The sequence below is a fragment of the Nitrobacter sp. CN101 genome (assembly GCF_055390255.1).
This window is the reverse complement of sequence record NZ_AP038833.1, coordinates 4,154,484-4,178,838: the sequence shown is the minus strand read 5'-3', so window position 1 is coordinate 4,178,838 and position 24,355 is coordinate 4,154,484. Positions and strand designations below refer to the sequence as shown.

25 protein-coding genes and 2 pseudogenes are annotated in these 24,355 nt (G+C 58.9%); 19 read left to right on the top strand and 8 right to left on the bottom strand.

The window, feature by feature from the left end; all coding sequences use genetic code 11:
- Positions 1 to 307 precede the first annotated feature (307 nt).
- On the top strand, positions 308 to 745 hold the full coding sequence (locus ACZ5IL_RS20870; protein ID WP_464592227.1) for a hypothetical protein: 438 nt from the start codon (positions 308 to 310) through the stop codon (positions 743 to 745).
- A 402-nt stretch (positions 746 to 1,147) separates the two neighbouring features.
- Here the strand turns inward: ACZ5IL_RS20870 and ACZ5IL_RS20865 are convergent, their stop codons facing one another.
- Complete coding sequence (locus ACZ5IL_RS20865) at positions 1,148 to 1,387, bottom strand: DUF2171 domain-containing protein (RefSeq protein ID WP_464594337.1); 240 nt, start codon at positions 1,385 to 1,387, stop codon at positions 1,148 to 1,150.
- Between the two features lie 190 nt (positions 1,388 to 1,577).
- Entirely contained in the window at positions 1,578 to 1,874 is a 297-nt protein-coding gene (locus tag ACZ5IL_RS20860; RefSeq protein WP_464594336.1) for an HU family DNA-binding protein, read from the bottom strand.
- Between the two features lie 191 nt (positions 1,875 to 2,065).
- Here ACZ5IL_RS20860 and ACZ5IL_RS20855 point away from each other — a divergent pair.
- Positions 2,066 to 2,352 (top strand): annotated as a pseudogene (locus ACZ5IL_RS20855) (transposase); the annotation flags it as partial.
- A gap of 966 nt (positions 2,353 to 3,318) precedes the next feature.
- Here the strand turns inward: ACZ5IL_RS20855 and ACZ5IL_RS20850 are convergent.
- Together ACZ5IL_RS20850 and ACZ5IL_RS20845 are read right to left on the bottom strand one after the other, a co-directional pair.
- Positions 3,319 to 4,998, bottom strand: a complete 1,680-nt coding sequence (locus ACZ5IL_RS20850) for an arylsulfatase (RefSeq protein WP_464594335.1) — start codon at positions 4,996 to 4,998, stop codon at positions 3,319 to 3,321.
- Positions 4,999 to 5,744: 746 nt separating this feature from the next.
- Positions 5,745 to 6,329 (bottom strand): tyrosine-type recombinase/integrase, encoded by a 585-nt coding sequence (locus tag ACZ5IL_RS20845; RefSeq protein ID WP_464594334.1) that lies wholly within the window; start codon positions 6,327 to 6,329, stop codon positions 5,745 to 5,747.
- 249 nt (positions 6,330 to 6,578) lie between these two features.
- On the opposite strand from ACZ5IL_RS20845, the gene ACZ5IL_RS20840 reads away from it, so the two are divergent.
- From ACZ5IL_RS20840 to ACZ5IL_RS20820, 5 genes and pseudogenes are all read left to right on the top strand, one after another.
- On the top strand, positions 6,579 to 7,502 hold the full coding sequence (locus tag ACZ5IL_RS20840) for a HamA C-terminal domain-containing protein (protein ID WP_464594333.1): 924 nt from the start codon (positions 6,579 to 6,581) through the stop codon (positions 7,500 to 7,502).
- Positions 7,502 to 8,554 carry a DEAD/DEAH box helicase gene (locus ACZ5IL_RS20835; RefSeq protein ID WP_464594332.1) on the top strand — a complete coding sequence of 351 codons (1,053 nt, stop codon included), beginning with the start codon at positions 7,502 to 7,504 and terminating at the stop codon, positions 8,552 to 8,554. Before ACZ5IL_RS20840 ends, ACZ5IL_RS20835 begins: the two co-directional genes overlap by 1 nt.
- Positions 8,555 to 8,582: 28 nt before the next feature.
- Positions 8,583 to 9,751, top strand: a protein-coding gene (locus ACZ5IL_RS20830; protein ID WP_464593814.1) for an IS3 family transposase whose coding sequence is annotated in 2 segments (ribosomal slippage) — positions 8,583 to 8,847 and positions 8,847 to 9,751 — 1,170 coding nt in all. Because the reading frame shifts where the segments join, the coding sequence is not laid out codon by codon here.
- Positions 9,752 to 9,843: 92 nt separating this feature from the next.
- A pseudogene (locus ACZ5IL_RS20825) lies at positions 9,844 to 10,212 on the top strand (transposase); the annotation flags it as partial.
- Entirely contained in the window at positions 10,209 to 10,334 is a 126-nt protein-coding gene (locus tag ACZ5IL_RS20820; protein WP_464594331.1) for a hypothetical protein, read from the top strand. The pseudogene ACZ5IL_RS20825 and the gene ACZ5IL_RS20820, both read left to right, overlap by 4 nt.
- A 166-nt stretch (positions 10,335 to 10,500) precedes the next feature.
- Here ACZ5IL_RS20820 and ACZ5IL_RS20815 read toward each other — a convergent pair whose 3' ends face one another.
- The gene (locus ACZ5IL_RS20815) at positions 10,501 to 11,985 is read right to left on the bottom strand and encodes an ATP-binding protein (protein ID WP_464594330.1); all 1,485 of its coding nucleotides are present in this window, start codon (positions 11,983 to 11,985) and stop codon (positions 10,501 to 10,503) included.
- A gap of 319 nt (positions 11,986 to 12,304) precedes the next feature.
- On the opposite strand from ACZ5IL_RS20815, the gene rpmH reads away from it, so the two are divergent.
- The 11 genes from rpmH to ACZ5IL_RS20760 all read left to right on the top strand — a co-directional run bounded on the left by rpmH (position 12,305) and on the right by ACZ5IL_RS20760 (position 20,716).
- On the top strand, positions 12,305 to 12,439 hold the full coding sequence (gene rpmH, locus ACZ5IL_RS20810) for a 50S ribosomal protein L34 (RefSeq protein WP_006609582.1): 135 nt from the start codon (positions 12,305 to 12,307) through the stop codon (positions 12,437 to 12,439).
- A 22-nt stretch (positions 12,440 to 12,461) separates the two neighbouring features.
- Positions 12,462 to 12,797, top strand: a complete 336-nt coding sequence (rnpA, locus tag ACZ5IL_RS20805) for a ribonuclease P protein component (RefSeq protein WP_464594329.1) — start codon at positions 12,462 to 12,464, stop codon at positions 12,795 to 12,797.
- 72 nt (positions 12,798 to 12,869) lie between these two features.
- Positions 12,870 to 14,702, top strand: a complete 1,833-nt coding sequence (gene yidC / locus ACZ5IL_RS20800; RefSeq protein ID WP_464594328.1) for a membrane protein insertase YidC — start codon at positions 12,870 to 12,872, stop codon at positions 14,700 to 14,702.
- A gap of 141 nt (positions 14,703 to 14,843) precedes the next feature.
- Positions 14,844 to 15,497 carry a ribosome biogenesis GTP-binding protein YihA/YsxC gene (yihA, locus tag ACZ5IL_RS20795; RefSeq protein ID WP_464594327.1) on the top strand — a complete coding sequence of 218 codons (654 nt, stop codon included), beginning with the start codon at positions 14,844 to 14,846 and terminating at the stop codon, positions 15,495 to 15,497.
- Positions 15,494 to 15,895, top strand: coding sequence for a DUF423 domain-containing protein (locus tag ACZ5IL_RS20790; protein ID WP_464594326.1), 402 nt, complete (start codon positions 15,494 to 15,496; stop codon positions 15,893 to 15,895). The genes yihA and ACZ5IL_RS20790 overlap by 4 nt, the downstream gene beginning before the upstream one ends.
- Before the next feature lie 88 nt (positions 15,896 to 15,983).
- Positions 15,984 to 16,880: an acetylglutamate kinase gene (argB, locus tag ACZ5IL_RS20785; RefSeq protein WP_425906973.1), complete on the top strand. Its 897-nt coding sequence runs from the start codon at positions 15,984 to 15,986 to the stop codon at positions 16,878 to 16,880.
- Positions 16,877 to 17,590: a pyrimidine 5'-nucleotidase gene (locus ACZ5IL_RS20780; protein ID WP_464594325.1), complete on the top strand. Its 714-nt coding sequence runs from the start codon at positions 16,877 to 16,879 to the stop codon at positions 17,588 to 17,590. Before argB ends, ACZ5IL_RS20780 begins: the two co-directional genes overlap by 4 nt.
- 72 nt (positions 17,591 to 17,662) lie before the next feature.
- Positions 17,663 to 18,508: a 2,3,4,5-tetrahydropyridine-2,6-dicarboxylate N-succinyltransferase gene (gene dapD, locus ACZ5IL_RS20775; protein ID WP_464594324.1), complete on the top strand. Its 846-nt coding sequence runs from the start codon at positions 17,663 to 17,665 to the stop codon at positions 18,506 to 18,508.
- Between the two features lie 20 nt (positions 18,509 to 18,528).
- Entirely contained in the window at positions 18,529 to 18,993 is a 465-nt protein-coding gene (locus ACZ5IL_RS20770) for a DUF805 domain-containing protein (protein WP_464594323.1), read from the top strand.
- Positions 18,990 to 20,159 carry a succinyl-diaminopimelate desuccinylase gene (gene dapE / locus ACZ5IL_RS20765; RefSeq protein WP_464594322.1) on the top strand — a complete coding sequence of 390 codons (1,170 nt, stop codon included), beginning with the start codon at positions 18,990 to 18,992 and terminating at the stop codon, positions 20,157 to 20,159. The genes ACZ5IL_RS20770 and dapE overlap by 4 nt, the downstream gene beginning before the upstream one ends.
- Complete coding sequence (locus ACZ5IL_RS20760) at positions 20,156 to 20,716, top strand: phosphorylase family protein (RefSeq protein ID WP_079448165.1); 561 nt, start codon at positions 20,156 to 20,158, stop codon at positions 20,714 to 20,716. The genes dapE and ACZ5IL_RS20760 overlap by 4 nt, the downstream gene beginning before the upstream one ends.
- On the opposite strand, the gene truA is transcribed toward ACZ5IL_RS20760, so the two are convergent.
- The 3 genes from truA to def are packed head-to-tail and all read right to left on the bottom strand — an operon-like array spanning position 20,713 to position 22,953.
- Positions 20,713 to 21,450 carry a tRNA pseudouridine(38-40) synthase TruA gene (gene truA / locus ACZ5IL_RS20755; RefSeq protein WP_464594321.1) on the bottom strand — a complete coding sequence of 246 codons (738 nt, stop codon included), beginning with the start codon at positions 21,448 to 21,450 and terminating at the stop codon, positions 20,713 to 20,715. The genes ACZ5IL_RS20760 and truA overlap by 4 nt on opposite strands.
- A complete protein-coding gene (gene fmt / locus ACZ5IL_RS20750) occupies positions 21,450 to 22,394 on the bottom strand; it encodes a methionyl-tRNA formyltransferase (RefSeq protein WP_464594320.1) in 945 nt (314 codons plus the stop codon). The genes truA and fmt overlap by 1 nt, the downstream gene beginning before the upstream one ends.
- Before the next feature lie 31 nt (positions 22,395 to 22,425).
- Complete coding sequence (gene def / locus ACZ5IL_RS20745) at positions 22,426 to 22,953, bottom strand: peptide deformylase (RefSeq protein WP_464594319.1); 528 nt, start codon at positions 22,951 to 22,953, stop codon at positions 22,426 to 22,428.
- A gap of 148 nt (positions 22,954 to 23,101) precedes the next feature.
- Here def and ACZ5IL_RS20740 point away from each other — a divergent pair, with 148 nt between their 5' ends.
- Positions 23,102 to 24,316 (top strand): DNA recombination protein RmuC, encoded by a 1,215-nt coding sequence (locus ACZ5IL_RS20740; protein WP_464594318.1) that lies wholly within the window; start codon positions 23,102 to 23,104, stop codon positions 24,314 to 24,316.
- Positions 24,317 to 24,355 lie beyond the last annotated feature (39 nt).

Here is a 24,355-nt window from a genome sequence, read left to right as displayed (position 1 = left end):
CAATGGCGCATTTGCGACATAGCAAATAAGGCTGTGTTCAACAACGTTGCAGCTGCCGACCTCAGGCAACACGTGTTCCGTGACTGTTGCGGCTGGAGAACAAGTCGCTCGTGCTGTGGGGGCGGAGCCATCTCATTCGTTTGTACGCGAGAGATCATCTCTCGGGCTCCTGATCTGCGGTTGGGAAAGCGTCAACGATTTGTTTCCACTACGCCCTTGAACCCCCGGAGCGTTGGCGCCGTCAGATGAGAAGTCTCACGTCGGTCAAGGACTGGCGATCTGTCGTAAGTAGCCCCGGAGAACGAAGATGATCAGACGTAGTCTCGTTACAGCAGCGCTCTTGATTTTCGCCTCGGCCACCGCGCTGGCACAGCCCATGACCAAGCCGGACCCAGGGGCGACGATACGCTCCGAACCGCCGCCGACCTCAGCCGGACAGGCTGTCGGCAGTTGCAACAGCAAGGGAGACAAGCCCAACAGCAATTTCAGTTGCGCTCGGCTCAAGGCGGCCTGCGAGGGTGCCGGCTATAAATATTCGCCCAGCAAGCCGGACGGTTCGTCAGGCGTCTGCACCAAACCATCACAGGCCGGCCAACAGATGGGATTTGCCGCCGACATCGGTCCGCAGTCGGACGCTTTCTGCAAGGATAAGGCCCTCTGCGCCAAGCTGAAAACCGGCTGCAATGCCAATGGCGGCACCTACAAGCCCGGCACCGGGCAGTCAGGCACCTGCACCCAGAATTAAGGCCGGGGGTATTCCGCGCTGAGTATATTTGAGTAGCCTGAATTCTCAGAACGAACTCGCGACGGGGATGTCATTTGTGCATCTCCCTCGCGGTGCCGTGAAAGCCACCGCTATGGTTGGCTTTTTAAAGAAGTCCCAAGCCGAGCCCCTAGTGTTTGTCCAAGATAGCGGCAGTCATTCACCACCTCAATCGATCCTCAAAGGACGCATGATGGTGCCGCTGAGCGTCATTGAGGAGGGCTTCGATCTGAAAGGTGAGGGCCCCGGACCGCAGGCGAAAAGCGTAGCGCTACCCCGGTACTGAAGGTTGTCATCCCACATCTCGAGCGCCACTGGGTTCAGGATGGTGGGGACTAGCCTCCCCGATCGTCGAGACGACCCGATATAGCTCCTGTAGCCCTCTTAAAAGGGCTTCTGTTCTTCTTCCATCGTCACCGCGACATCGGCATTTGCCGACAACCTCACCTTGTTGCCCTCAACTCCGGCGACAAGGCCCTTATCAATGAAATGATGATGACCCTTGTGCGAACCCTGTCCGCTGTCCTTCTTGGTCAGCTTGATACGGTTGCCCTCAACCTTATCAACTGTACCGACGTGAACCCCATCGGCGCCGATGACTTCCATCTTCTCTTTGATTTCCATAGCCGCTCTCCTTCGCAGGACAAGATTTCATCGGCAGAAGGGTTCCCTGTTCCGGCTATGACTCTCCTTCGTTCTCAAAGAACGAATCCAAGCCGGTAAATTCACTTCCGCTCAATCCCTAACGGTCAGTGAAAAAGATAATCCGGTAATCGCGAGGGCGGCAAGTATCCCCAGCCACCTAAACGCGAACCTACACTGCGTCCTTGGCAGCCTTCAGGGGTGACGCCTTCACCGATTTGCTCGCGGGCTTCGCGGCGAATTCCATCGGCTCTCTCGTGAACGGATTTACTCCACTGTGGGCTTCGGTTGCAGGCTTATTCACTACGGACATTTTCACAAAGCCAGGAATGACGAACTCGCCCGATTCGTTCAGCTCTTTGTATCCGACAGTTGCCATGTGCTCGATGACCGACCTCACGTCCCCTTTTGCGAGCTGGGCGCTTTCGGCAATTGCATCGATCAGTTGGTTTTTAGTCAGTTTTGCCATTCCCGGAATCCTTTGTGCGAGCTACGACATAACTCTGCATAAGACGCGGCGAAATCACGCAGCGCGCCGCTCATTCATGCCGATGGTCATGAAGTCCCCCGGACTAAACCTATTGAGGCTCAAAACGCAAGCAGCAGCTCGGTGTGCGTGATTGGGTCGTAAGCCTTTCCGCCGTGCGGCCGCATTTGTATCTGATCGAGGGCATCGACGCCGATGCGGCAATCGCCGACAAGGGATACGACGCAGATCACCTCGCAAACAGGATCGCCAAGGCCGGTATCGAAGTCGTCATTCCACCAAAACGCAACCGCAAGGTTCAGCGCGACTACGACATCGATCTCTACAAGGAACGAAACCGCATCGAGCGCTTCTTCAACAAGCTCAAGCAATTCCGCCGTGTCGCAACACGATACGACAAGCTCCTCGCCAACTTCATGGGATTCGTCAAACTCGCCGCTGTCGCATCTGGCTCAAATAGTTAAATCGTCACCACGGCCTAGTGCGCCGAGCCAATCTGAAGTTGGAATCCGTAGCTATCCCAAAATCCGATCTACAAGAATTGATGATAGGCCGAAGAACTTAAATCCAACTAGATCAGATGGATTGAAGGAGTTTCTCATCACCCTCACTTCGTTCGGGTGATGATGCCTTCGGCATCAGCCTTTTGTTCTTATCCAATCTTTATAGTTGCGGATTTGAGAGGGCATAGCTTTGCCAGCGACAGAAGCCATGCCCGCGTTGCGTCTATTGGTCGGACATAGTCGAATCAGAAGAACCAACCGGTAAGATCAGGCGCTGCGAATTGACCTTTTAACCTCTGCTATTGCGCGCAGCTTGAGGGGCCGATTCGACGACGATCCCTCTCGCTCGGCGGACTAAAGCTTTTCCGCCTCTCGTACAGACTTTTTATGCCGACCTCGTCTGCTTTGGCCATTTGTATGAAGCTCGCCAGCTCACCAGTGTCTCAGTCCACCGGATTAATAACCGCATTGCCCCGAACTCTCTTTAGTCCGACGTTACGGGACGCGCACGAAGCGTCGATCCTGAGATTTCAAGAATATTTATAGTTCACGACAGTCCAATTTGACTCATCGGGAAGGTTTTTCTCCGATCAGCGCAATCTGGCATCGATGGGCTTTATGCCGCTGCATCGTAAAATCCGGACAATCAGCACTTCCCAGATTACCCCATAACCGGACATGCTGTGGACATGCTAAAAATCGACGCGAATGACACCGAACAAAATCATCGGCCGAAGTAGTCTAACGTCCATTCCTATTCGAAGCTAAGGATCCGTTTTCAATCCTTCTTCATATCGACCACGGTCTTGGTTCACGGCGGTTTCTCAAAAGAGATTGCATGGACGGCACATTTATCGCGCCACCTGTCGTGTGCGGACGCCCGATGGGGGCGCCCGCGTGGTTACATCGCACGCTTTGCGCAGCTATTCGCTGCGGCCGGCCGTCTTCATATTCCTAACTTGCCGCATGACCTGTTCCAGGTTGTAGCTGGCCGGGTCCTGCAGCGGCGGGAACTTGATGTAAGACTCAAGGTGCATCAACCAAAGCTGCTGGCCGATCGGCAGCAAGTTCCAGTCATAGACATAGGCGGTCGAAGGAGAAGCAATTGCCCCGCCCATACCGAAGAGAGTCTTCTGTTGCGAACCCACCGAGGTCTCGAAGGGATCGCGCTTGATGTTGACGACCTGGGTCCAGGAGTAGGGCTGCACTCCCGAAACGAAGCCCGCCGGGTCGTCGGACACCATGGCGAAATACATCTTCCAGTTCTTGTAACGAACCGCCGACGGCGTCGTGCTGGAGTAATACAAGAAGTGGTCGCGTGGGGACTTTTCAGATTTGCCGCTCAGGTAGTCGGTCTGGTTGATGCCATCGAGTGTGGTCCTGACGATGCCGGGATACTCACCGGCCTCGATCCGTTGCTTCAGTCCTTCCCCTTTGGGGCCGCCGGCAATCTCGACGAGAGTCGGAAGCCAATCAAGGGCGGCAAACATTTCGTTCTTCACCGTGCCGGGCTTGATGACGCCTGGCCACCGAATCACCATCGGGGCGCGCATGCCACCCTCCCAGGTGCTCAACTTTCCGCCCTTGAACGGCGTAACGCCGCCGTCCGGGAAGGTAATCGTCTCGGCACCGTTATCGGTGGTGAACACGACGATCGTGTTGTCGAGCTGGCCCATGTCCTGGAGCTTCTTCAGCACATAGCCGATGTTGTCATCCATCTGCTTCATGCCGGCTTCGTTAATGCCCCAGTCCTTGCCACCCGGCTCGCCGACCATGGCCTTGTACTTGTCACTCAGCACGGTCGTGATGTGCATGCGGGCAGGGTTGTACCAGACGAAGAAAGGCTTGTTGGTCTTCTTTGGGTCGTTGCGATCGAGGAAGTCGATGACCTTGGCCGAGATTTCCTCGTCGACACCCTTCGATCGCTCGAGCGTCAGCGGACCTTCGTCCTTGCATGTCATGTTCTTGGAGGTGCCATCCGAGGACTTGCACGCAAGCATCGGACGCGGTGGCGTCAGGCAGACCGTGGTCTTGGGATCCACCGCGCCGGGAACCTCGGGTACGCCGGGGATCGGCGTGTTCTTGCATGGCGGCGCGACGGTCTGCTGGTTCGGGGTTTTGTTAATGTCGGGGAAGCTCACCCCCTGCATAGCGTCGAGGTGATACAGGTAGCCCCAGTATTCCTGGAAACCATGCGCAGTCGGCAGTGAGTCGGTGTGGTCGCCGAGATGATTCTTGCCGAATTCCCCGGTACTGTAGCCGAGATCGAGCAAGAACCTGGCAAGCGTCGGCGTCCCGGGCCGCAGATAGGACGGGCTGCCGGGAATTTCCGGGAGGGTCATGCCGACGCGAACAGGCTGCATACCGGTGATGAAGGCCGTACGCCCTGCCGTGCAGCTCTGCTCGGCGTAATAGTTCGTGAACATCGCGCCTTCGTTGCCGATGCGATCGATGTTGGGCGTCTCCCCGACCATCAATCCGCGATGGTATATGCTCGGCTGCATCCAGCCGATATCATCGCCCATGATGAAGAGGATATTCGGCTTCTGCTGCTGCTGCGCAGCTGCCGGGATGTTCGTGACTCCGCTCAATGAAATCGACATGAGAGTCGTTGCACCGAGCAATGCGGCGCAGGATCGCCTGTGCCAACCGGATGTTTTGCGTGGCGACGTTTTCATGAACGGCGCCAATATCGAGTTCAACATGGCTACGCTCTCCTCATCGCATGAGGGCCGCCAAAACGGCGTCCGAAGAACGCGGGCTAACAGTACAAAAAAACAACGGGTCTCTTCTTTTGCCCGACGCGACCGCGAGGTTCCTCATTTGAGGACAAGATGATCTTGATTTAGATCAATGATACAGTTGATTGTCGCTCAGTCCACGCTCAGCCGGTAAACACCAATGGGCCCCGATACCGCTGGTCAGCGGATTCAATGCAAGTCGTGCGACTCTGATTTGGATCAAGAAGGGCCGATCGAACTAATCAGCCGCGAAGCTTTGAGATGGCAAAACCGTTTGGGTTGTCACGCCCGCAAAGTCCAAGGAATAATCAAGCCGCCACGATCTCCACACGCGCACAGGAATGCGTTTGCAAAAATACAAACCACATCCCTGCAAGCGTAAATGGACGTAACTGCTAAGGCCGTGGACTGAAGGGTTCTTCGTCATTCCTTCGGGTGCCGCGTCTCATTATCCACGGCATACAAGCCAGCCGAAGTCCGCTGTTGGCCCTTTTCGGACCCGACGCGATATCGCGCTTGAGTCCGTGATGCGCACAATAGACATCCGCCGCGGCGAACGCCCCAGACGATGTGGAGTCGACTTATCTGTTCAAGCCACCGATGCTGAATTATATTAGCTCAACGATCTTCCGTTGGGCATCCTGATCGGCATCGATGTATCGCTGAGTGACACGCAGGCTCGTATGGCCAGCCAACATCTGCACGTCCCTGAGTGAGCCTCCAACGAGCGAAATCTTTCTCGCCGCGTTGGTTATGAAAGTGCGACGCCCGCTGTGGCTTGAACACCCGTCAAAGCCGATCTGCTCGTACCACCGAGCGAACATGTTCACGATGGTCTGCGGGGAGGTCTGGTTTGATCGTTCAGTGCGGATGATGCGCGAATTTGAAACCGGCTGCTCTATCTCGCGCCACTCGATGAGGGCTGCCCGGAGTTGGGAGTGAATCGGGATGACTCTCCCGGACCGACCCTTGCTCACATCGTCCTGCAACGCGATGACGCGTCCGATCTTGCCCTCGGCGTCGGTGACCATGCTCCAGGTAAGGAGAGCGATTTCACGAGCGCGAAGTCCTGCTCGGATCGAAAGCAGGAAGATAAGCCGGTTTCGGTTCGGATGGCGGGTCTTCGCGAGATAGCCCAAGACGGCTTCGATTTGGGCCTTGGTCAGAGGCTTGGCCTGCTTTCCGAGTGACACGATTTGCTCCTGATCGATCTATCAGGATGCAGAACCATACCCAGTCGCGGGTGATCGAACAGGGCATATTCAAATGAGTGCCTTGACCTAAATCACCCTGTAGCTGGTATCCAAACCTTTCCTCAATGAAGAGCAATGGGTCTCAGGTCCGAGAGCAGCTACTCGCGATGAGAGTGACAATCTACCTATCCGTGCATGGCTGCAAATGCTACGGCATTTAAAAGGGCTGACTCGGGGGGATTGGCATCAATGGCCGGCTTAGCATTTGAGATTTTAGTTGATGACACGCTTGCCGGAATTACATCCGTTTCCCAGCTAGCCGGCTTAATTAACAAGCGTGTATTGAGCTTGATCAACGACTTTGAGGACGCCGATTGGCGCTACCCGAAATTTCAAAGTTACTTGTGGGATAACATTGCCCAGACTGCCCTATCGCAGAAAGAGAGGGCGGCTCTTGTTGATCAAAGCCACAGCAGTCTGATCGCCGCCGCTCAAAATCTCAGACTGACGGACAATGACGAGATTGGACAGGGTAGTGAAATCGCTGAAGTTTTCCTATATGGCTTGATGCGACATCGCTTCGGTGCGCTGCCTGTCGTTCCCAAAATTTTCTATAAGCAAAATGTTCAAGATAATGCCAAAGGAGCAGACAGTGTCCACGTAGTTGTAGATGGCGACGATTTTACCCTCTGGTTTGGTGAGGCCAAATTCTACAATTCCATTGCCGACGCTCGCCTCGATTCAGTTGTCACCTCGGTGATGAACTCTTTATCGACAGATAAGCTAAAAAAAGAAAACGCCATAATAACCAGTGTGTCCGACCTCGATAATCTGCCCATTTCGGCAGACCTTCGCGATAGGATCAAGGCAGCCCTGGATAACAGGGAGTCCATCGATAATCTAAAATCGAAGATCCATATTCCAATTCTTTTGTTACACGAATGCTCCACCACGTCCGGCGCGAAAGAGCTATCTGACGCTTACAGGGCAAAGATCGTCGCCTTCCACAAGGATCGTGCCAACGCGTATTTCCTCAAACAAATCGCTAAGTCTACCTCAGTCCATAAGTATGATGATTTAAACTTTCATATCATCCTATTTCCAGTCCCCAATAAAAAGAAGATCGTCGATGCCTTTGTTCGAACGGTCGCCTTTTACAAGGGACACGAATGATGGATGTCTTTGACATTTGCTACGAGATCAACAGACTTCTTTCGTTGCGAAACGAGTTTGCTGCTAGAAACCTTTTGATACGCCTACTAGCTGACCTCGATCGCGCCAAAACGCCGTACCCACAAGTCGTGAACCATATGATTCGCGCGACCGGCCTGTTCCCATATTTGCAACTCGCGAATGCTTCTTGGGATCAGAAATTCGTACACCGTGCGTTTGAGGTCGATGTTGGCCGCCGCGTAGCGACGCTGCATCGTGAGCAGTCGAGCGTTCTCGCAAAACTCATGGACGGAAAAAATATCGCGGTGAGCGCGCCCACCAGCTTTGGTAAGAGCTTCATTATCGACGCATTCATCGCGGCCAAAGAGCCGGATACCGTTGTAATCATCGTGCCAACCATCGCGTTGATGGACGAAACGCGGCGGCGACTATTCAAAAAGTTCTCAGAACACTACACAATCATAACAGCGCCAGATACGCGACTTGGCCACAAGAATATTCTCATATTTCCGCAAGAACGCGTCTTTGGATATTTGTTTGCACTCGGCACGATCGACCTGCTCGTTGTCGATGAGTTCTACAAAGCAAGCCAGAAACATGATCGCGAGCGCGCACCATCACTTATCAAAGCAATCCTCAAATTATCAAAAAAGGCAAAGCAAAGATATTATCTCGCGCCCAATATTAAAAAGCTTGGCGACAATGCATTTACACGAGACATGGAATTCCTAGAGCTCCTTGACTTCAATACCGTCTACCTTGACATCCAAGAGCCATACAAAGAAATTGGCAGTGATGCAGCTAAGAAGGGGAAAAAGTTAATTGAGTTGATTTCCCCGGGTACTCAGAAATCACTGATATATGCAGGCACCTATTCCGAGATCAAAAAGATCTCCGATCTCGTTATTGAGAATATTCCGCCTGTTGATCGCATTTATACGAGCTCCTTCTCCAAATGGCTGAGGCAAAACTACCAGTCAGATTGGCTGCTAGCCGATCTGGTTGATAGAGCCGTTGGTCTGCCCCCTGAAAAGTGGTCCTCCCTGAATTAGGCTATTAGCCGTTAGAGAGGACATTGGAATGCCCCAGAAGAAGCACAAGGCGGAAGAGATCGTCGCGAAGCTGCGCCAGGTCGATGTTTTGCTTTCACAAGGCAGATCGGTTGGCGAAGCGGTTCGTTCGATCGGCGTGACGCAGTTCACGTATTACCGGTGGCGCAAGGAGTTTGGTGGCCTGAAGGGCGATCAGGTAAAGCGCTTGAAAGAGCTTGAGAAAGAGAACGACCGGCTGCGCAAGGCAGTGTCGGACCTGACGCTCGAGAAGCTGATCCTGAAAGAGGCTGCCTCGGGAAACTTCTGAGCCCTTCCCGCCGTCGCCGCTGCGTCGACCATGTCATGGTGAAGTTCTCCGTCTCGGAGCGCTTTGCCTGCAAGGTTCTGGGCCAGCATCGCTCGACCCAGCGCAAGAAGCCGCAAAGCCGACCGGATGAAGAGGCATTGACGACCGACATCATCAGTCTGGCCTTACGCTACGGCCGCTATGGCTATCGCAGGATCACGGCGATGCTGCGGTCCGAGGGTTGGACGGTGAATGCCAAGCGTGTCGAGCGTATCTGGCGGCGGGAGGGGCTGAAGGTTCCTCAGAAACAACCGAAGAGAGGCAGACTCTGGCTGAATGACGGATCGTGCGTCCGGCTTCGGCCCGAGCATCCAAACCATGTTTGGTCCTATGACTTCGTCGAGGGCCGGACCCACAATGGCAGGAAGTTCCGCATGCTCAACATCATCGACGAGTTCACCAGAGAATGTCTGGCGATCCGGATTGATCGCAAGCTCAACTCGACCGACGTCATCGACGTCTTGTCGGACCTGTTCATCCTACGCGGCGTGCCCGGCCACGTTCGTTCTGATAACGGGCCGGAGTTCATCGCCAAGGCAGTGCGAGAGTGGATTGCAGCTGTCGGCGCCAAGACCGCGTTCATCGAGCCCGGAAGCCCTTGGGAGAACGGCTACTGCGAGAGCTTCAACTCGAAGCTTCGCGACGAACTGCTCAACGGTGAGATCTTCTACAGCCTCGCCGAGGCCAAGGTCATCATCGAGGCATGGCGGCGCTACTACAACACCGAGCGACCACACTCATCGCTCGGATATAAACCGCCGGCGCCAGAGGCCATCGCCTGGCCTTCAAAGCCAGCCGGATCGCTTCCGCCAGCAGCGCAAGCAATGGCCGAAAAGCCGATTATGCATTAAGACTGAAACCGGACCACCTCATAGGGGCAGGCCAATGAAGCCCGGCGTCTCGTCGATCGGCAGGGCGGCATGATGGACGATGGTTGCGACCTTTGGCGGCGTTGCACATGATCGAACCTCGCGCCGACCGGCCCCTGGCCATCACACTTGGCGCTGATAAGGCCTATGACACGGAGGACTTCGTCAACGAGTTGCGCGCGATGAAGGTGACGCCGCACGTGGCGCAGAACACAAGCGGCCGAAGCTCGGCGATCGACGGGCGCACGACGCGGCACCGCGGCTATGCCATCAGCCAGCGTCTCCGCAAGCGCATTGAGGAAGCGTTCGGCTGGATCAAGATGGTTGCCCGCCAGGACAAGACCCGCTTCCGTGGCCGCGACCGCGTCGGATGGGCCTTCACCTTCGCAGCCGCCGCTTACAATCTGGTGCGATTGCCGAAGCTCATGGCGGTGCCAGCATGACCGCGCCGTCTCACGGCCACGCCAAACTGCTCAACGGCTCAATCCAGATCGCATTCGCCTATCACAACGGCGATCAAGCCATCCCCAAAGCCAGACGAAACACTTCTTCAACAGCCTGCTAGGGCCTTTCCGCTTCTGCGGGAATTAGAAGCGTGGCTCCAGGATTTTGATTTGACGTGTTTTCTTCACGCGAACCGGCATCCACTTCGCTCGAAAACGCTATTATGAAAACGCTATTATTATAATGGCAAGAGTTGGAAATCGGAGCAGCCACAATCTTGAAATCGATCAGGCTCGGGCGCGTTCGTTACGGATCGTTTGCAACTCCACGGGACGATCCGGGATCGTAATCCGGAACGTCGCGCCTATGGTGCCTTCCACCAGAGCAATGTCGCCGCCGTGCGCGCGCACCAGTTCTGCCGCGATCGCAAGGCCGAGACCGCTGCCGCCGGGGCGTACCGATCCCTGGAAGGCCTCGAACAGGTGGTTGCGCGCCTGTTGCGGAACGCCCGGTCCGGTGTCGGAAACCTCGATGATCGCCACCGCGCCCTCGCGGCGGCCGGTAACCCGGATTTGCCGGGTCGCAGCATCAGCGTCGTTTCGCGGTTGGCTCTCCAAAGCCTGTGCGGCGTTGCGCACGAGATTGAGCAGAATACGGAAAAGCTGATCCGGATCCGCGTCGATGGTAAGGCCGCGCTCGATCGCGTTGATCCAGGTGATGGATCCGTCCGGCGCCAATCCCGCCGACTCCCGCACTTCGTTGACTATAGGCTCAATCGCCATCAGCCGCCGGTCGGGGGCGGCCTCCTGCGCCCGTCCATAAGACAACGTCGACTGGCAGAACGCGATGGCGCGTTCCAGCGAGCGCATCAGCTTTGGCGCGAACCGCTGCACCCGGGGATCGGGCACGCTGGCCAGTTGATCGGAGAGCAGCTGCGAGGACGCCAGCAGATTGCGAAGGTCGTGATTGATCTTCGAAACGGCGAGACCAAGCGCAGCCAGCCGGCTCTTCTGATGCAGCATCGACACGAGGTCACGCTGCATGTCGGAAAGTTCACGCTCGGCGACGCCGATTTCGTCGCCGCGCTGCGACGGCACGATGATCCGTGCCGAGCTTTCGGGATTCTGGTGAAAGCCTACGAGATTCGCGGTCAGGCGCCGCATCGGGCGGACGAACAGGTAGTGCAGCGCCAGATAGACCAAAGCGGCAGTCAAAATCGCTATCGCCAGCGAGACCAGCAACAGGTTGCGCGAAAAGCGGTACATCGACTGGCGCAGCGGCTCCTCGTCGGTGACGACCTCGATGAACTGCGCGCCGTGCGACCCTGGTCCGATGATGCGGATCGCCTGGTTGCCGCTCTCCAGCATGGTTTCGAACGAACCGACAATGGCCGACCACGGAGTCATGGTGCGCATGTCGATGTCATGATCGATCGCCGCCGGCAGATCGGCGCTGGCGAGCAGCCGGCGCTGCTGACCCATCTTGATGGCGACCGCACGGGCGCCGATGCTGTTGAGAATCTGCCGTGCGAGCGAGTCGGGCACCATGCCCGAGGGAGCTGCATCAAGCACCAGCGCTGCGGTGTTCGCGGCCGCCAGGCGATCGTTCAGTCGATTCAACCGAAAATTGGCGATCGCGGGGACGTAGATCAGTATTTCGGCGATCATTACCAGCGGAATCGTCAGCAGCAGGAGCTTGCCGGACAGGCCGAGCCGGCCGCGCAATGAGAGACGTGAGGCCCGAATCCGGAGCTGTTCGATCGCCTGTGACACGGTTGTCCTCTGAAGGGCCTGCGGCAAACTGACCGCGATCCGCGCTCCTGAAATGGATCACGCCGGCCTCATGAACCACTGCCGGAACACATGCGTAATATAGGTCGGCGCGAGATTTTGGCCAATTCGGTCGGGTTGGGAAACGATACAGGGCAAGATTGACGAAAAGAGGCCGCTCCCGTATAAGCCGCGCCAATTGTCCGTGACGGCTCGGTTTCGATCGGGACGGCTTGTTCGGGTCGGAAAAGGCTCGGTTCAGGTCGGTATTACCGGACTTAACCTCAACATCAGGCGACGCGCCCGGTCAGCGGAGACTCCCGTGAAACGGACTTATCAACCCAGCAAATTGGTGCGTAAGCGCCGCCACGGCTTTCGTGCCCGCCTCGCGACCACCGGCGGCCGGAAGGTTCTTGCCGCGCGGCGCGCGCGGGGCCGCAAACGCCTGAGTGCCTGAGCGGATCGTCCCGAGAACCATCATGGACCGGTTGAGGCAGCGGGCGGACTTCCTCGCCGTTGCCAATGGGCCGCGGGTGAGCACCCCTGCCTTCGTGGTACAAAATCGTCGTCGCAACGATGGCGGTCCGATCAGGATCGGCTTCACGGTGACAAAAAAAAACGGCACCGCGACCGAGCGAAACCGCATCCGCCGCAGACTTCGCGAATTGGTGAAGCGCCTGGACGCCGTATCCATGCGACCGCACAGCGATTATGTGATAATCGGCCGCCGTGCTGCGCTCGACCGCCGTTACGCCGTGATGCTGGATGATTTGCGTTCGGCGTTTCATCGCCTCGACCGCCGGCATCCGGGATGAGCGCGGCGTCAAATCAGCGACATCAACGGTGTATACAGCCGCAATCCGAATTGAGTGACGAGACCCTGAACGATGTCTGAGAACCGCAATACCATCATCGCTATCGTTCTGTCGGCTCTCGTGCTGATCGCCTGGCAGTACTTCTACAACATTCCGCAGATGGAAAAGGATCGCGCCGCGCACCAGGCGCAAAGCGAGCTTGCGAAGTCTCAGAACGAGGCGGCGCCGAATTCCCCCACGCCCGCTCAACCCGCGGCTGAGACCGTGGTGGTTGCCCGGGATGCGGCCATCGCGTCCAAGCCGCGCGTCAAGATCAACACCCCTCGTCTGAGCGGAAGCCTGTCGCTGACTGGCGCGCGTATCGATGACCTCCTGCTGACCAAGTATCGCGAGACGGTCGATCCCGCTTCGCCCGCGATCGAGCTGTTTTCGCCCTCCGGTACGGCCAATCCGTATTATGCCGAATTTGGATGGGTTCCCGCCACCGGATCGACCGTCCGGGTTCCAGACAAGAACACGGCGTGGGTGCAGGAAGGGTCGGGGGCGCTGACGCAGTCCACGCCGGTCACGCTGAAGTATGACAATGGCGAAGGGCTGACGTTCCGTCGCAGCATTTCGGTGGACGAGCACTATCTGTTCACGATCAAGGATGAGGTCACAAACGCCGGCAGCGCGCCGGTGACGCTGTACCCGTTCGCACTGATTTCACGCCACGGCACTCCGGCGGTCTCCGGCTACTACATTCTGCACGAAGGCCTTATCGGCTTTCTCGGCGATCAGAAGCTGCAGGAATATACATACAAGAAGATCGACGAAGCCAAATCGGTGACCTTCAATGTCACCAACGGCTGGCTTGGCATCACCGACAAATACTGGGCCGCGGCCTTGCTGCCTGACACCAGCGCGCGATTGCAGGCGCGCTTCTCATCCGATCTGGCGGGTTCAGTCAGGACCTACCAAACCGATTATCTGGAGGATGCGCGGACGATCCCGGCCGGCGGCACCGGTTCGGTAAGCACGCGCCTCTTCGCTGGCGCAAAGGAAGCCGGTGTTGTTGGCCTCAATTTTCCGTTCGTGGAGCTTGGTGGCTACAACAAACAACTCGGCCTCAACCATTTTGACTTGTTGATCGATTGGGGTTGGTTCCACTTCATCACCAAGCCGATGTTCCTCGCGCTGGATTTCTTCTTTCATATGTTCGGCAACTTCGGTGTCGCTATTCTGGTCGTGACCGTACTGGTCAAGCTGATTTTCTTCCCGCTCGCCAACAAGTCCTACGCCTCGATGGCAAAGATGAAGGCGGTCCAGCCTCAGATCAACGCTCTGAAAGAGCGCTTCCCTGACGACAAGATGAAGCTGCAGCAGGAGATGATGGAGATCTACAAGAAGGAGAAGATTAACCCGATCTCGGGCTGTCTTCCGGTCCTCCTGCAGATTCCCGTGTTCTTCTCGCTGTACAAGGTGCTGTTCGTGACCATTGAAATGCGTCACGCACCATTCTTCTCCTGGATCAAGGACCTGTCCTCGCCCGATCCGACCCACATTTTCAACCTGTTCGGACTGCTGCCATACGATCCCTCGGTCGTACCGCTGCTCGGGCCCTATCTGGCGATCGGTGCGTGGCCGATCATCATGGGCATCACGATGTGGTTCCAGATGAAGCTGAATCCGACACCGCCGGATCCGACTCAGAAGATCATCTTCGACTGGATGCCGGTGATCTTCACCTTCATGCTCGCGTCTTTCCCGGCTGGTCTCGTGATCTATTGGGCGTGGAATAACACGCTGTCGGTGATCCAGCAGAGCTACATCATGCGCCGCAACGGCGTGAAAGTAGAACTGTTTGATAACGTGAAATCGACCTTCCGCCGCAAATCCTCCGACAAGCCGGCGAAGACCACATAGATCGATCGGCGCCTTTGCGGGGGAGCACTGCGGACGAAGCCGTCCAATGAGCGGCGGGAACGTTTCTGATTCCGTCGCTCCGCGCAAAATCGGCTGATCTTGCCGCGAATGCGTACTGCCAAGTCAGGAAGGCCTCTTCGCATGACAACCGGCCTTGATACGGAGTTGATCGAGCAAGGCCGAAGACTGTTTGCCGGGGACTGGCAATTCATCTGGGCGTCGCCGTCGATCGAAACGTTGCCGCCCATGGCGGGTCTCGAGGTCGCATTCGCCGGACGCTCCAACGTCGGCAAGTCGAGCCTGATCAACGCGCTGACGGGCCGCAGCGCGCTGGCCCGAACGTCACGCACGCCGGGACGAACCCAGGAACTGATCTTCTTCGAGGGTCCCAAGGGGGCCGATGTCCGGCTGGTCGACATGCCAGGATACGGCTTCGCGGCGGCGCCGAAGGCCAAAATCGCGTCGTGGACGTCGCTGATTCATAAATTCCTGCTCGGCCGGGCGACGCTTGCGCGCGTCTATGTCCTGATCGATGCGCGCCACGGCATCAAGGATACCGACCAGGACATTCTGACCACGCTCGACAGGTCCGCGGTGAGCTATCAGATCGTGCTGACCAAGGCGGACGAGGTCAAGGCCGCCGAGATGGCGGAGCGTACCGAAGCGACCAGGGTGCTGCTCGCCAAACATCCTGCAGCGTTCCCGGATGTGCTGGTCACGTCGTCGCGTACGGGCTACGGAGTACCGGAGTTGCGCGCCGCCATGGCCCGCCTGATCGGAGAGCTTCAGCGATGACGCAGTTCTGCTGTTTTCGGATCGTCGTTTTTGCGGCGGGGCTGATGGGCGGCGCCGGCGTTATCCTGGCTGCGGTCGCGGCGCACAAGACAGGGGGCACACTTCTGCTCTCGGCCTCGTCGATGCTGTTGTTTCATGCTCCCGCCGCGCTGCTGGCGGTGCTTCTGGCGGATCGGCAGGTTATTCGCCCACGTCTCGGTCTCGCGACCGCCGGCTGCTTTGTCGCAGGCGCGATCCTGTTCGGTGCGGACCTGACGGTGCGGCAATTCCTCGACCACCACCTTTTCCCGAGAGCTGCTCCGTCCGGCGGAACGCTGATGATTCTGGGTTGGTTTTTGCTCGCGATCGCCGCCCTCTGGCCTCGTGCGGCGTCCCGTTCCGGCCAGCCCGGATCCTGACACGAAGCGGCTTTGCGGTCCCGCCGCCGATCGGTTAGAACCCGCTTTATCCCGCCGGCCAAGAGATCAGTCGCAAGAGATCAGCGTCATGTCCGATGACTCCCGCATCAGCCCGCTCGATCAGGCGCGCATCCTGTCCGAGGCGCTGCCGCACATGCAGCGATATGACGAGGAGACGATCGTCATCAAGTACGGCGGCCATGCCATGGGCTCGGAGGAGGTCGCCCGCCAGTTTGCCCGCGACATCGTGCTGCTCGAGCAGACCGCGATCAATCCGGTGGTGGTGCATGGCGGGGGTCCTCAGATCGCGGCCATGCTGCAACGGCTCGGGATAAAATCCGAATTCGCCGCCGGCCTGCGTATTACCGATGCCGCGACGATTGAAATCGTCGAGATGGTGCTCGCCGGTTCGATCAACAAGCAACTGGTTGGCTATATCAACGAGGCCGGCGGCAAGGCCGTCGGACTTTGCGGCAAGGACGGCAACATGGTTACCGCCTTGAAGGCCACGCGAACGTTGGCGGATCCGGATTCGAACATCGAGAAGGTCGTTGATCTCGGCTTTGTAGGCGAACCCGAACACGTCGATCTGACGCTTCTGAATCAGTTGATCGGTCACGAATTGATTCCGGTTCTGGCGCCGCTGGCCACCTCAAAAGGCGGCCAGACATTCAACGTCAATGCCGATATTTTCGCTGGCGCAGTGGCGGGCGCGCTGAAAGCCAAACGACTCTTGCTTCTCACGGACGTTCCAGGTGTGCTCGACAAGTCGAAGAAGCTCATTCCGGAGCTCTCGATCAGCGACGCGCGCAAGCTGATCGCCGACGGGACTATTTCGGGTGGCATGATCCCGAAAGTCGAAACCTGCATTTACGCGCTCGAACAAGGCGTCGGCGGCGTCGTCATTATCGACGGAAAGACTCCTCACGCGGTTCTCCTGGAGCTCTTTACCGATCAGGGAACGGGAACGCTGATTCACAAGTGATCGACGCGCAGCAACATCCACACCGCGGCTTCAGTCACATCGACACGTGGGTGTTCGATCTCGACAACACGCTCTATCCGCATCACGTCAACCTCTGGCAGCAGGTCGACGCCCGGATCGGCGAATACATCGGCCAGTTCCTCAATGTCGATCCCGTCGAGGCGCGGCGCATCCAGAAGGATTACTACAAGCGCTTCGGCACCAGCATGCGCGGCATGATGACCGAGCACGGCGTCTCAGCCGACGACTATCTCGCTTACGTCCATCAGATCGACCACTCGCCGCTCGACCCCAATCCGGCGATGGGCGCGGCAATCGAAAGGCTTCCGGGCCGCAAGCTGATTCTGACCAACGGTTCGACCGCCCATGCCGGTAAAGTGCTGGAGCGGCTTGGTTTCGGTCATCACTTCGAGGCCGTGTTCGACATCATTGCCGCGGAGATGGAGCCGAAGCCGTCGCCGCTGACCTATCGTCGCTTTCTCGAACGGCATCACGTCGATGCCGCGAAAAGCGCGATGTTCGAGGATCTGGCGCGCAATCTCGTCGTCCCGCATGAACTGGGGATGACGACCGTGCTGGTGGTGCCGGACGGGACGCGCGAGGTGGTGCGGGAGGAATGGGAAATGGAAGGCCGCGGCGCGCCGCATGTCCACCATGTGACCGACGACCTCTCCGGATTTCTGGCGGGGCTGACAGCGCGGTTGGCTTGACATGTCTGCCTCCGTCCCAGAGAACACCGCGTTGACAAACCGCATTCGCGTAGTAAAGCCGCAGGAAATCCGATGTCGCTCGCTTCTCTCGAGACCACCATCAACAGCGCGTTCGACGCGCGCGACACCGTCACCCCCGCGACCAAAGGCGAGGTGCGCGAGGCGGTGGATCATGCGCTCGGCCTGCTCGACAAGGGCGAGGTACGCGTCGCCGAGCGCGCGGCTGACGGCAAGTGGATTGTCAATCAGTGGCTCAAGAAGGCTGTGCTGTTATCGTTCCGCCTCAACGACATGAGCGTTATTCCCGGCGGTCCCGGCAACGCCGTGTGGTGGGACAAGGTGCCGTCGAAGTTCGAGGGCTGGGACGAGAACCGGTTTCGTAACGCCGGCTTTCGGGCCGTGCCGGGTGCGATCGTGCGTCGCTCCGCCTTCATCGCAAAGAACGCTGTGTTGATGCCGTCGTTCGTCAATCTTGGCGCCTATGTTGACGAAAGCACCATGGTCGACACCTGGTGCACGGTCGGCTCCTGTGCCCAGATCGGCAAGCGGGTCCACATCTCCGGCGGCGCGGGCATCGGTGGCGTATTGGAGCCGCTGCAAGCGGGGCCTGTGATCATCGAGGACGATTGCTTCATCGGTGCGCGCTCGGAAGTGGCGGAAGGCGTCATCGTCCGCAAGGGCGCTGTGCTATCGATGGGCGTTTTCCTCGGCGCCTCGACCAAAATCGTCGACCGCGCAACCGGCGAGATATTCATGGGCGAGGTGCCGGAATATGCGGTGGTGGTGCCGGGCGCGCTGCCGGGCAAGCCGTTGAGAGACGGCCAGCCGGGGCCGTCCACTGCTTGCGCGGTCATCGTCAAGCGTGTCGACGAACGCACTCGCTCCAAGACCGGGATCAATGAACTGCTGCGGGACTAAGCGCTTTCCGGAGACCGCGCATGAACCTGACGACGCTGCTGTTCAGCTTTCAGGGCAGGGTCAATCGGGCCAAATACTGGTTGGTAGCGCTGATTTATCTTGCCGTTTTTATCGTCTGTTTCGTCTTAACCTTCATAGGGCTTGGAATTTCGAGCGCGATTTCTTCCACCGGCGCGCTCGTTAGCTACTTGTTGGTCGCGATCTTAGTTATCGTCAGTCTATTGGCGATATGGTCTAGCATTGCTGTAGGCATTAAGCGCTTGCATGATCGCGACCAAAGTGGATGGTGGATGCTCGTATTTTGGGGAGTCAGCACCATCGTCAGCTTGCTGCAGGAGGCCGCCACAACGCCCAGCAGCAAGTTCATCCTTGGCATCGGGAGTCTCGCAGTGACCGTCTGGATCATCGTGGAACTCGGCTGCCTGCGAGGCACGCAAGGGCCGAACCGCTTCGGCTCTGATCCGCTTGAAGTATCGCCGCAATGACAGCCGACGCGCTCTCCATCGCCCGCGATCTCGTCCGTTGCCCGTCGGTGACGCCGGCGGATGCAGGCGCGCTCGGTGTGCTGGAAACGCTGCTCAAGGGTGCCGGATTTGATGTCCACCGCATCACCTTCAGCGAACCGGGCGCCGCCGACATCGACAACCTCTATGCCCGTATCGGCACGACCGGCCCTCACATCGCGTTCGCCGGCCATACCGACGTCGTGCCTCCAGGCGATGAGGACGCCTGGACCCGTGGCGCGTTCTCAGGCGACGTGGTTGATGGTTTCCTCTATGGGCGCGGCACGGTCGACATGAAGGGCGGAATCGCCTGCAGCGTCGCCGCCGCGCTTGACTATCTCGCGGAGCATGGCGGCCAGCCGGGGAAGGACGGCGAGGGCTCGATCTCGTTCCTGATCACCGGGGACGAGGAAGACATCGCCGTCAACGGCACTGTCAAGCTGATGCAATGGGCCGCTGCACGCGGCGAAAAATTCGACCACTGCGTGCTCGGCGAGCCCAGCAATATCGAGGAGCTCGGCGATTGCATCAAGATCGGCCGCCGGGGCTCACAGTCCGGCACGCTTTATGTCGATGGCGTGCAGGGCCACGTCGCTTACCCACACCGTGCGTCAAATCCGATTCCGGACATCGCCGCGTTGATTACCGCGCTCGTCAGTGATCCGCTGGACCGGGGGAGTGCTCAGTTTCAGCCCTCCAATCTGGAATTCACCTCGGTCGATGTCGGCAATCCGGCGGCCAATGTGATTCCGGGACAGGCGCGCGCGAAGTTCAACATCCGCTTCAACGACCATCACAGTCAGGAATCGTTGCGTGCGCTGATCGAGGCGCGCGTTGCCAAAGCCGCGGGTAACCGTGTCCAAACGCGCATCGTGTGGGAGCCTTCGAATGCCGACGTGTTCCTGACCGAGCCCGGCCCCTTCACCGATCTCCTGGTCGCAGCCATTGAGGAGGTCACCGGCCGCAAACCGGAGCTCAGCACCGGCGGCGGCACCTCGGATGCGCGCTTTATCAAGGACTATTGCCCGGTGATCGAGTTTGGTTTGGTCGGGCAGACCATGCACCAGATCGACGAGCGTACGCCGGTGGCCGATCTCGAAAGGCTGACCCGTATCTACCGCGGCGTGCTGGATCGCTACTTCGCATGAACGACAAAATCCTCGTCCTCACCGCCATCGACGACGAACTCGACAAGGCGCGCGCGCCCGATGGCGTCCGGGTGATCTATACCGGCGTTGGCAAGATCAATGCCGCCAGCGCAACCACGCTGGCGCTGCTGACGATGCACCCGTCACTTGTCATCAATTACGGTACCGCAGGAAAGATCAATGAGACGCTCCAGGGTCTCGTGGAGGTCTCAAACGTCGTCCAGCGCGACATGATGGCGATGCCGCTGGCGCCGCGTGGACGCACGCCGTTCGCCCCGGAGCTTGATCTGTTGACTTCAGGCCAGGGCGGTGTCGTCTGCGGTACCGGCGACAGCTTTGTCACAAGCTCCGACCCGTGGCTGATCGAGAACAATATCGACATCGTCGACATGGAGCTGTTCGCGGTGGCGCAGGTGTGCCGGCGGCACGGCCTGCCGTGGCGTGCGTTCAAGTTCATCACCGACGACGCCAACGATCTCGCGCATCAGGACTGGACCGCCAATGTGAAGGATGGCGAGGGCCTGTTCTGGGATGCGCTGGAGCGGATTCGCTCTTAGTAATCCACCCGCACAAGATACAATCCGTCGGGCGGCGCCACCGGCCCGCACGCTTCACGCCGCCGCGCGGCTAGCGCGTTGGACAGGTCATCGGCGTTCCAGCGGCCATGCCCGACCCACACCAGTGATCCCACCATCGAGCGCACCTGGCTGTGCAGGTACGAGCGCGCCGACGTGATGATGTTGACGTTGTCGCCGGTCCTGACGACGTCGAGCTGATCGAGCGTTTTCTCCGGCGATTTCGCCTGACATTCGGTGTCGCGAAATGTCGTGAAGTCGTGCTTGCCGATGAGCCGCTGTGCCGCCGTGTGCATCGCCTCCGCATCGAGCGGCCGCGGTACGCGCCAGACATGGCCGACATCTATGGCGAGGTTCGCGCGCCGATTGGCGATGCGATAGATGTAGTGTCGCCGGCGTGCTGAGAAGCGCGCCTCGAAGCTGTCGGGCACGATCTCGGCTTCGAGCACGCCGATCGGATGCGGGCGCAGGTGCGCGTTGAGCCCGTCACGCAATCGATTCGGTACGAAGTGCTTTGCGATGTCGCAATGGGCAACCTGCGCCAGCGCATGGACGCCGGCATCGGTGCGGCCCGCGCCGTGCACGCGGACGTAGTCACCGCAAATCGCCTTCACTGCCGCCTCCAGCGCGCCCTGTACCGAGGGACCGTTGTCCTGGTACTGCCAGCCGCAGAAGGGACCTCCGTCATATTCGATGGTCAGCTTGTAACGGGGCATCAGACGAGCCGCAGCGACGGCGTCAGCGGCGTGCCGTTCAGAAAGGCGTCGGCTTTCAGCGGTGGCTTCCCGGCGCGTTGCAATTCAAGGATGCGGATCGCGCCTTCGCCGCAGGCGATCGTTAGACGGTCGTCGAGGAGGCTCCCCGGCGATCCCGCGCCTTCCGCCAGCTCACAACGCAGGAGCTTGACGCGGACCGGCTCGCCATCCACCGGCATCTCGCACCAGGCGCCCGGAAACGGCGACAGGCCATGAATGTGGCGGAGCACATCGCGCGAACGCCTGTTCCAGTCGATGCGCGCCTCGGCCTTGTCGATCTTGGCGGCATAGGTGACGGCGCCATCAATGCCGATTTCGCTCTGCTTGGTCAATTGCAGGCCGTCGCGCGACAGCGAGGCCATCGCACGCACCATCAGATCTGCCCCAAGCGGCGCCAGCGCGTCATGAAGATCCGACGCCGTCATCGCATCGGTGATGGTAATCCGCTCGGCCATGGCGACGTCGCCGGTGTCGAGGCCGGCATCCATCTTCATGACCATGACGCCGCTTTCGGCGTCGCTGGCCATGATGGCGCGGTTGATTGGCGCGGCGCCGCGCCAGCGCGGCAGCAACGATGCGTGCAGATTGTAGCAACCATATCGCGGCGCACCGAGGATCGCCTGCGGCAGGATCATGCCATAGGCGACGACGACCGCGGCATCGGGGACGAACGATTGAAACTCAAGCAGCGCCTCCGGCGTTTTCAGCGTTTTTGGCGTTAGCACGGGGAGGCCTAGGCGCTGCGCTTCCCGCGCCACCGGGCTCGGCTGCAGCTTCATGCCACGGCCGGCGGGCCTCGCCTCGCGGCTGTATACGGCTGCGATCTCATGGCCATGGGCAACGAGTTGCAGCAGCGTCGGCACCGCGAAATCGGGCGTGCCCATGAAAATCAGGCGAAGCGGCATCTGATTGATTTCTGCGCGGCAAGAAGCCGCTTTATCTCGCGGCGAGCTTCGCGGCCTTGGTGAATTTTTTCATCACACGGTCGCGTTTCAGTTTCGAGAGGTGATCGACAAACAGTACGCCGTTGAGATGGTCGATCTCATGCTGGATGCAGGTGGCGAAAAGACCCTCGGCATCCTCCTCGTGCATTTTGCCGTCGAGATCGGTGAAGCGAATCCGCACGCGCGCCGGCCGCTCGACCTCCTCGTAATATTCGGGGATCGACAGGCAGCCTTCTTCATAGACCGACAGTTCCTCCGAAGCCGACCGGATTTCCGGATTGATGAAGACACGCGGTCGCGGTTTCGTCTCTCCTTCCTCATCGCGTTTGGCGAGGTCCATGGTGACGATGCGGACAGGCTGCGCGATCTGGATGCCGGCGAGCCCGATGCCCGGCGCGTCGTACATGGTCTCGAACATGTCGTCGGCAAGCTTGCGGATCTCCGGAGTGACCTTTTCGATCGGCCTGGAAACCAGGCGCAATTGCTTGTCCGGCACAATGATGATTTCGCGAATGGCCATGTCGGCGATGTAATCCCCGAGTCTGTCCGGGTCAATCCGCGAGCTGCACTGACCGTCCGGCCTTCATGAGCAGGCACGTTGAGCTTTCGTTAACTCAGTGTGTTCGCTCTTCGTTCGCATTGTGGGCCGAATCGGCTACAAGATCCGGATGAACGAGATCCTTTTCATACTGGGCGACGTGCCGGTGCGGACCAGCGCCGTGCTGATCGGGTTTGGTGCGCTGGCGCTTGTATTGCTGCTGATCATCGCCATTGTGATCGCGCGCTCGGGACGCCGGGGAACCGACATGGCCACCGCGCAAGCAAGCCGCGCGGACGAGCTGGAGGATCGCCTCAACGACATGATGCGGGCTCAGGCCGAGGCCGCCGGCCGTGTCGACGCCATGGGCAAGGCCCTTGCAGGGCGACAGGCGGAGATGGCGCGGGCGGTCAGCGATCGGCTGGACGCGGTCACCCACCGCGTCGGCCAGTCGATGGAGCAGACCACGCGCAACACCATGGACAGTCTGCGGGTGCTACACGAACGGCTCGGAATTATCGACAACGCGCACCAGAACCTGACCGAACTGACGACGCAGGTGACGACGCTGCGCGATGTGCTCGCCAACAAGCAGTCGCGCGGCGCGTTCGGGCAGGCGCGGATGGAGGCGATTGTGCAGGACGGAATGCCGAAGGGCTCGTTCGCCTTTCAGTACACGCTGCCAAACGGTAAGCGGCCGGATTGCGTGATCTTCCTCCCCGATCAGCGCCCGCTTTGCATTGATGCGAAATTTCCGCTTGAGGCGATGACGGCGCTGCGCGACGCCCGAACCGACGACGAAAGGAAACTCGGAAATCAGCGGCTGCGTGCCGACGTCATGCGGCACGTCACCGACATCGCCGGAAAATATCTGATCCCGGGCGAGACCCAGGACACCGCGCTGATGTTCGTGCCGTCGGAATCGGTCTATGCCGAGATTTACGACAGCTTCGACGATGTGATCCAGAAGGCCTATCGCGCCCGGATCGTGCTGGTATCGCCGTCACTCTTGATGCTGGCGATTCAGGTGATGCAGCAGCTTCTCAAGGACGCGCGGATGCGCGATGCTGCGGATCAGGTACGGATCGAGGTCATGAACATGATGGGTGATGTCGAGCGCCTGCGCGACCGGGTCAGCAAGCTTGGCAGCCATTTCGATCAGGTCAGCGAGGATGTGAGGCAGGTCCTGATCTCGGCTGGCAAGATCGGCAAACGGGCTACGAGGATCGAGGAACTCGATTTCAGCAAGGATGAGGCGGCTGCGGAGACGCCACGGATCGTCGAGTCCGTCGAACCGAAGGTGTTTCCGCCGCAGTTCGCCCGCAAAATCCAGGCTGGTGAGTAAGAGGAGGGCGGAACTGACCGAATCTGCTAGCACTGCGGC

Excerpts from the sequence above, each read along its gene's own strand:
- ACZ5IL_RS20870 (WP_464592227.1), top strand. The coding sequence starts at position 308 with ATGATCAGACGTAGTCTCGTTACAGCAGCGCTCTTGATTTTCGCCTCG.
- ACZ5IL_RS20865 (WP_464594337.1), bottom strand. The coding sequence starts at position 1,387 with ATGGAAATCAAAGAGAAGATGGAAGTCATCGGCGCCGATGGGGTTCAC.
- ACZ5IL_RS20860 (WP_464594336.1), bottom strand. The coding sequence starts at position 1,874 with ATGGCAAAACTGACTAAAAACCAACTGATCGATGCAATTGCCGAAAGC.
- ACZ5IL_RS20850 (WP_464594335.1), bottom strand. The coding sequence starts at position 4,998 with ATGTCGATTTCATTGAGCGGAGTCACGAACATCCCGGCAGCTGCGCAG.
- ACZ5IL_RS20840 (WP_464594333.1), top strand. The coding sequence starts at position 6,579 with ATGGCCGGCTTAGCATTTGAGATTTTAGTTGATGACACGCTTGCCGGA.
- ACZ5IL_RS20835 (WP_464594332.1), top strand. The coding sequence starts at position 7,502 with ATGGATGTCTTTGACATTTGCTACGAGATCAACAGACTTCTTTCGTTG.
- ACZ5IL_RS20820 (WP_464594331.1), top strand. The coding sequence starts at position 10,209 with ATGACCGCGCCGTCTCACGGCCACGCCAAACTGCTCAACGGCTCAATC.
- rnpA (WP_464594329.1), top strand. The coding sequence starts at position 12,462 with ATGGACCGGTTGAGGCAGCGGGCGGACTTCCTCGCCGTTGCCAATGGG.
- yidC (WP_464594328.1), top strand. The coding sequence starts at position 12,870 with ATGTCTGAGAACCGCAATACCATCATCGCTATCGTTCTGTCGGCTCTC.
- yihA (WP_464594327.1), top strand. The coding sequence starts at position 14,844 with ATGACAACCGGCCTTGATACGGAGTTGATCGAGCAAGGCCGAAGACTG.
- ACZ5IL_RS20790 (WP_464594326.1), top strand. The coding sequence starts at position 15,494 with ATGACGCAGTTCTGCTGTTTTCGGATCGTCGTTTTTGCGGCGGGGCTG.
- argB (WP_425906973.1), top strand. The coding sequence starts at position 15,984 with ATGTCCGATGACTCCCGCATCAGCCCGCTCGATCAGGCGCGCATCCTG.
- dapD (WP_464594324.1), top strand. The coding sequence starts at position 17,663 with ATGTCGCTCGCTTCTCTCGAGACCACCATCAACAGCGCGTTCGACGCG.
- ACZ5IL_RS20770 (WP_464594323.1), top strand. The coding sequence starts at position 18,529 with ATGAACCTGACGACGCTGCTGTTCAGCTTTCAGGGCAGGGTCAATCGG.
- dapE (WP_464594322.1), top strand. The coding sequence starts at position 18,990 with ATGACAGCCGACGCGCTCTCCATCGCCCGCGATCTCGTCCGTTGCCCG.
- ACZ5IL_RS20760 (WP_079448165.1), top strand. The coding sequence starts at position 20,156 with ATGAACGACAAAATCCTCGTCCTCACCGCCATCGACGACGAACTCGAC.
- truA (WP_464594321.1), bottom strand. The coding sequence starts at position 21,450 with ATGCCCCGTTACAAGCTGACCATCGAATATGACGGAGGTCCCTTCTGC.
- fmt (WP_464594320.1), bottom strand. The coding sequence starts at position 22,394 with ATGCCGCTTCGCCTGATTTTCATGGGCACGCCCGATTTCGCGGTGCCG.
- def (WP_464594319.1), bottom strand. The coding sequence starts at position 22,953 with ATGGCCATTCGCGAAATCATCATTGTGCCGGACAAGCAATTGCGCCTG.
- ACZ5IL_RS20740 (WP_464594318.1), top strand. The coding sequence starts at position 23,102 with ATGAACGAGATCCTTTTCATACTGGGCGACGTGCCGGTGCGGACCAGC.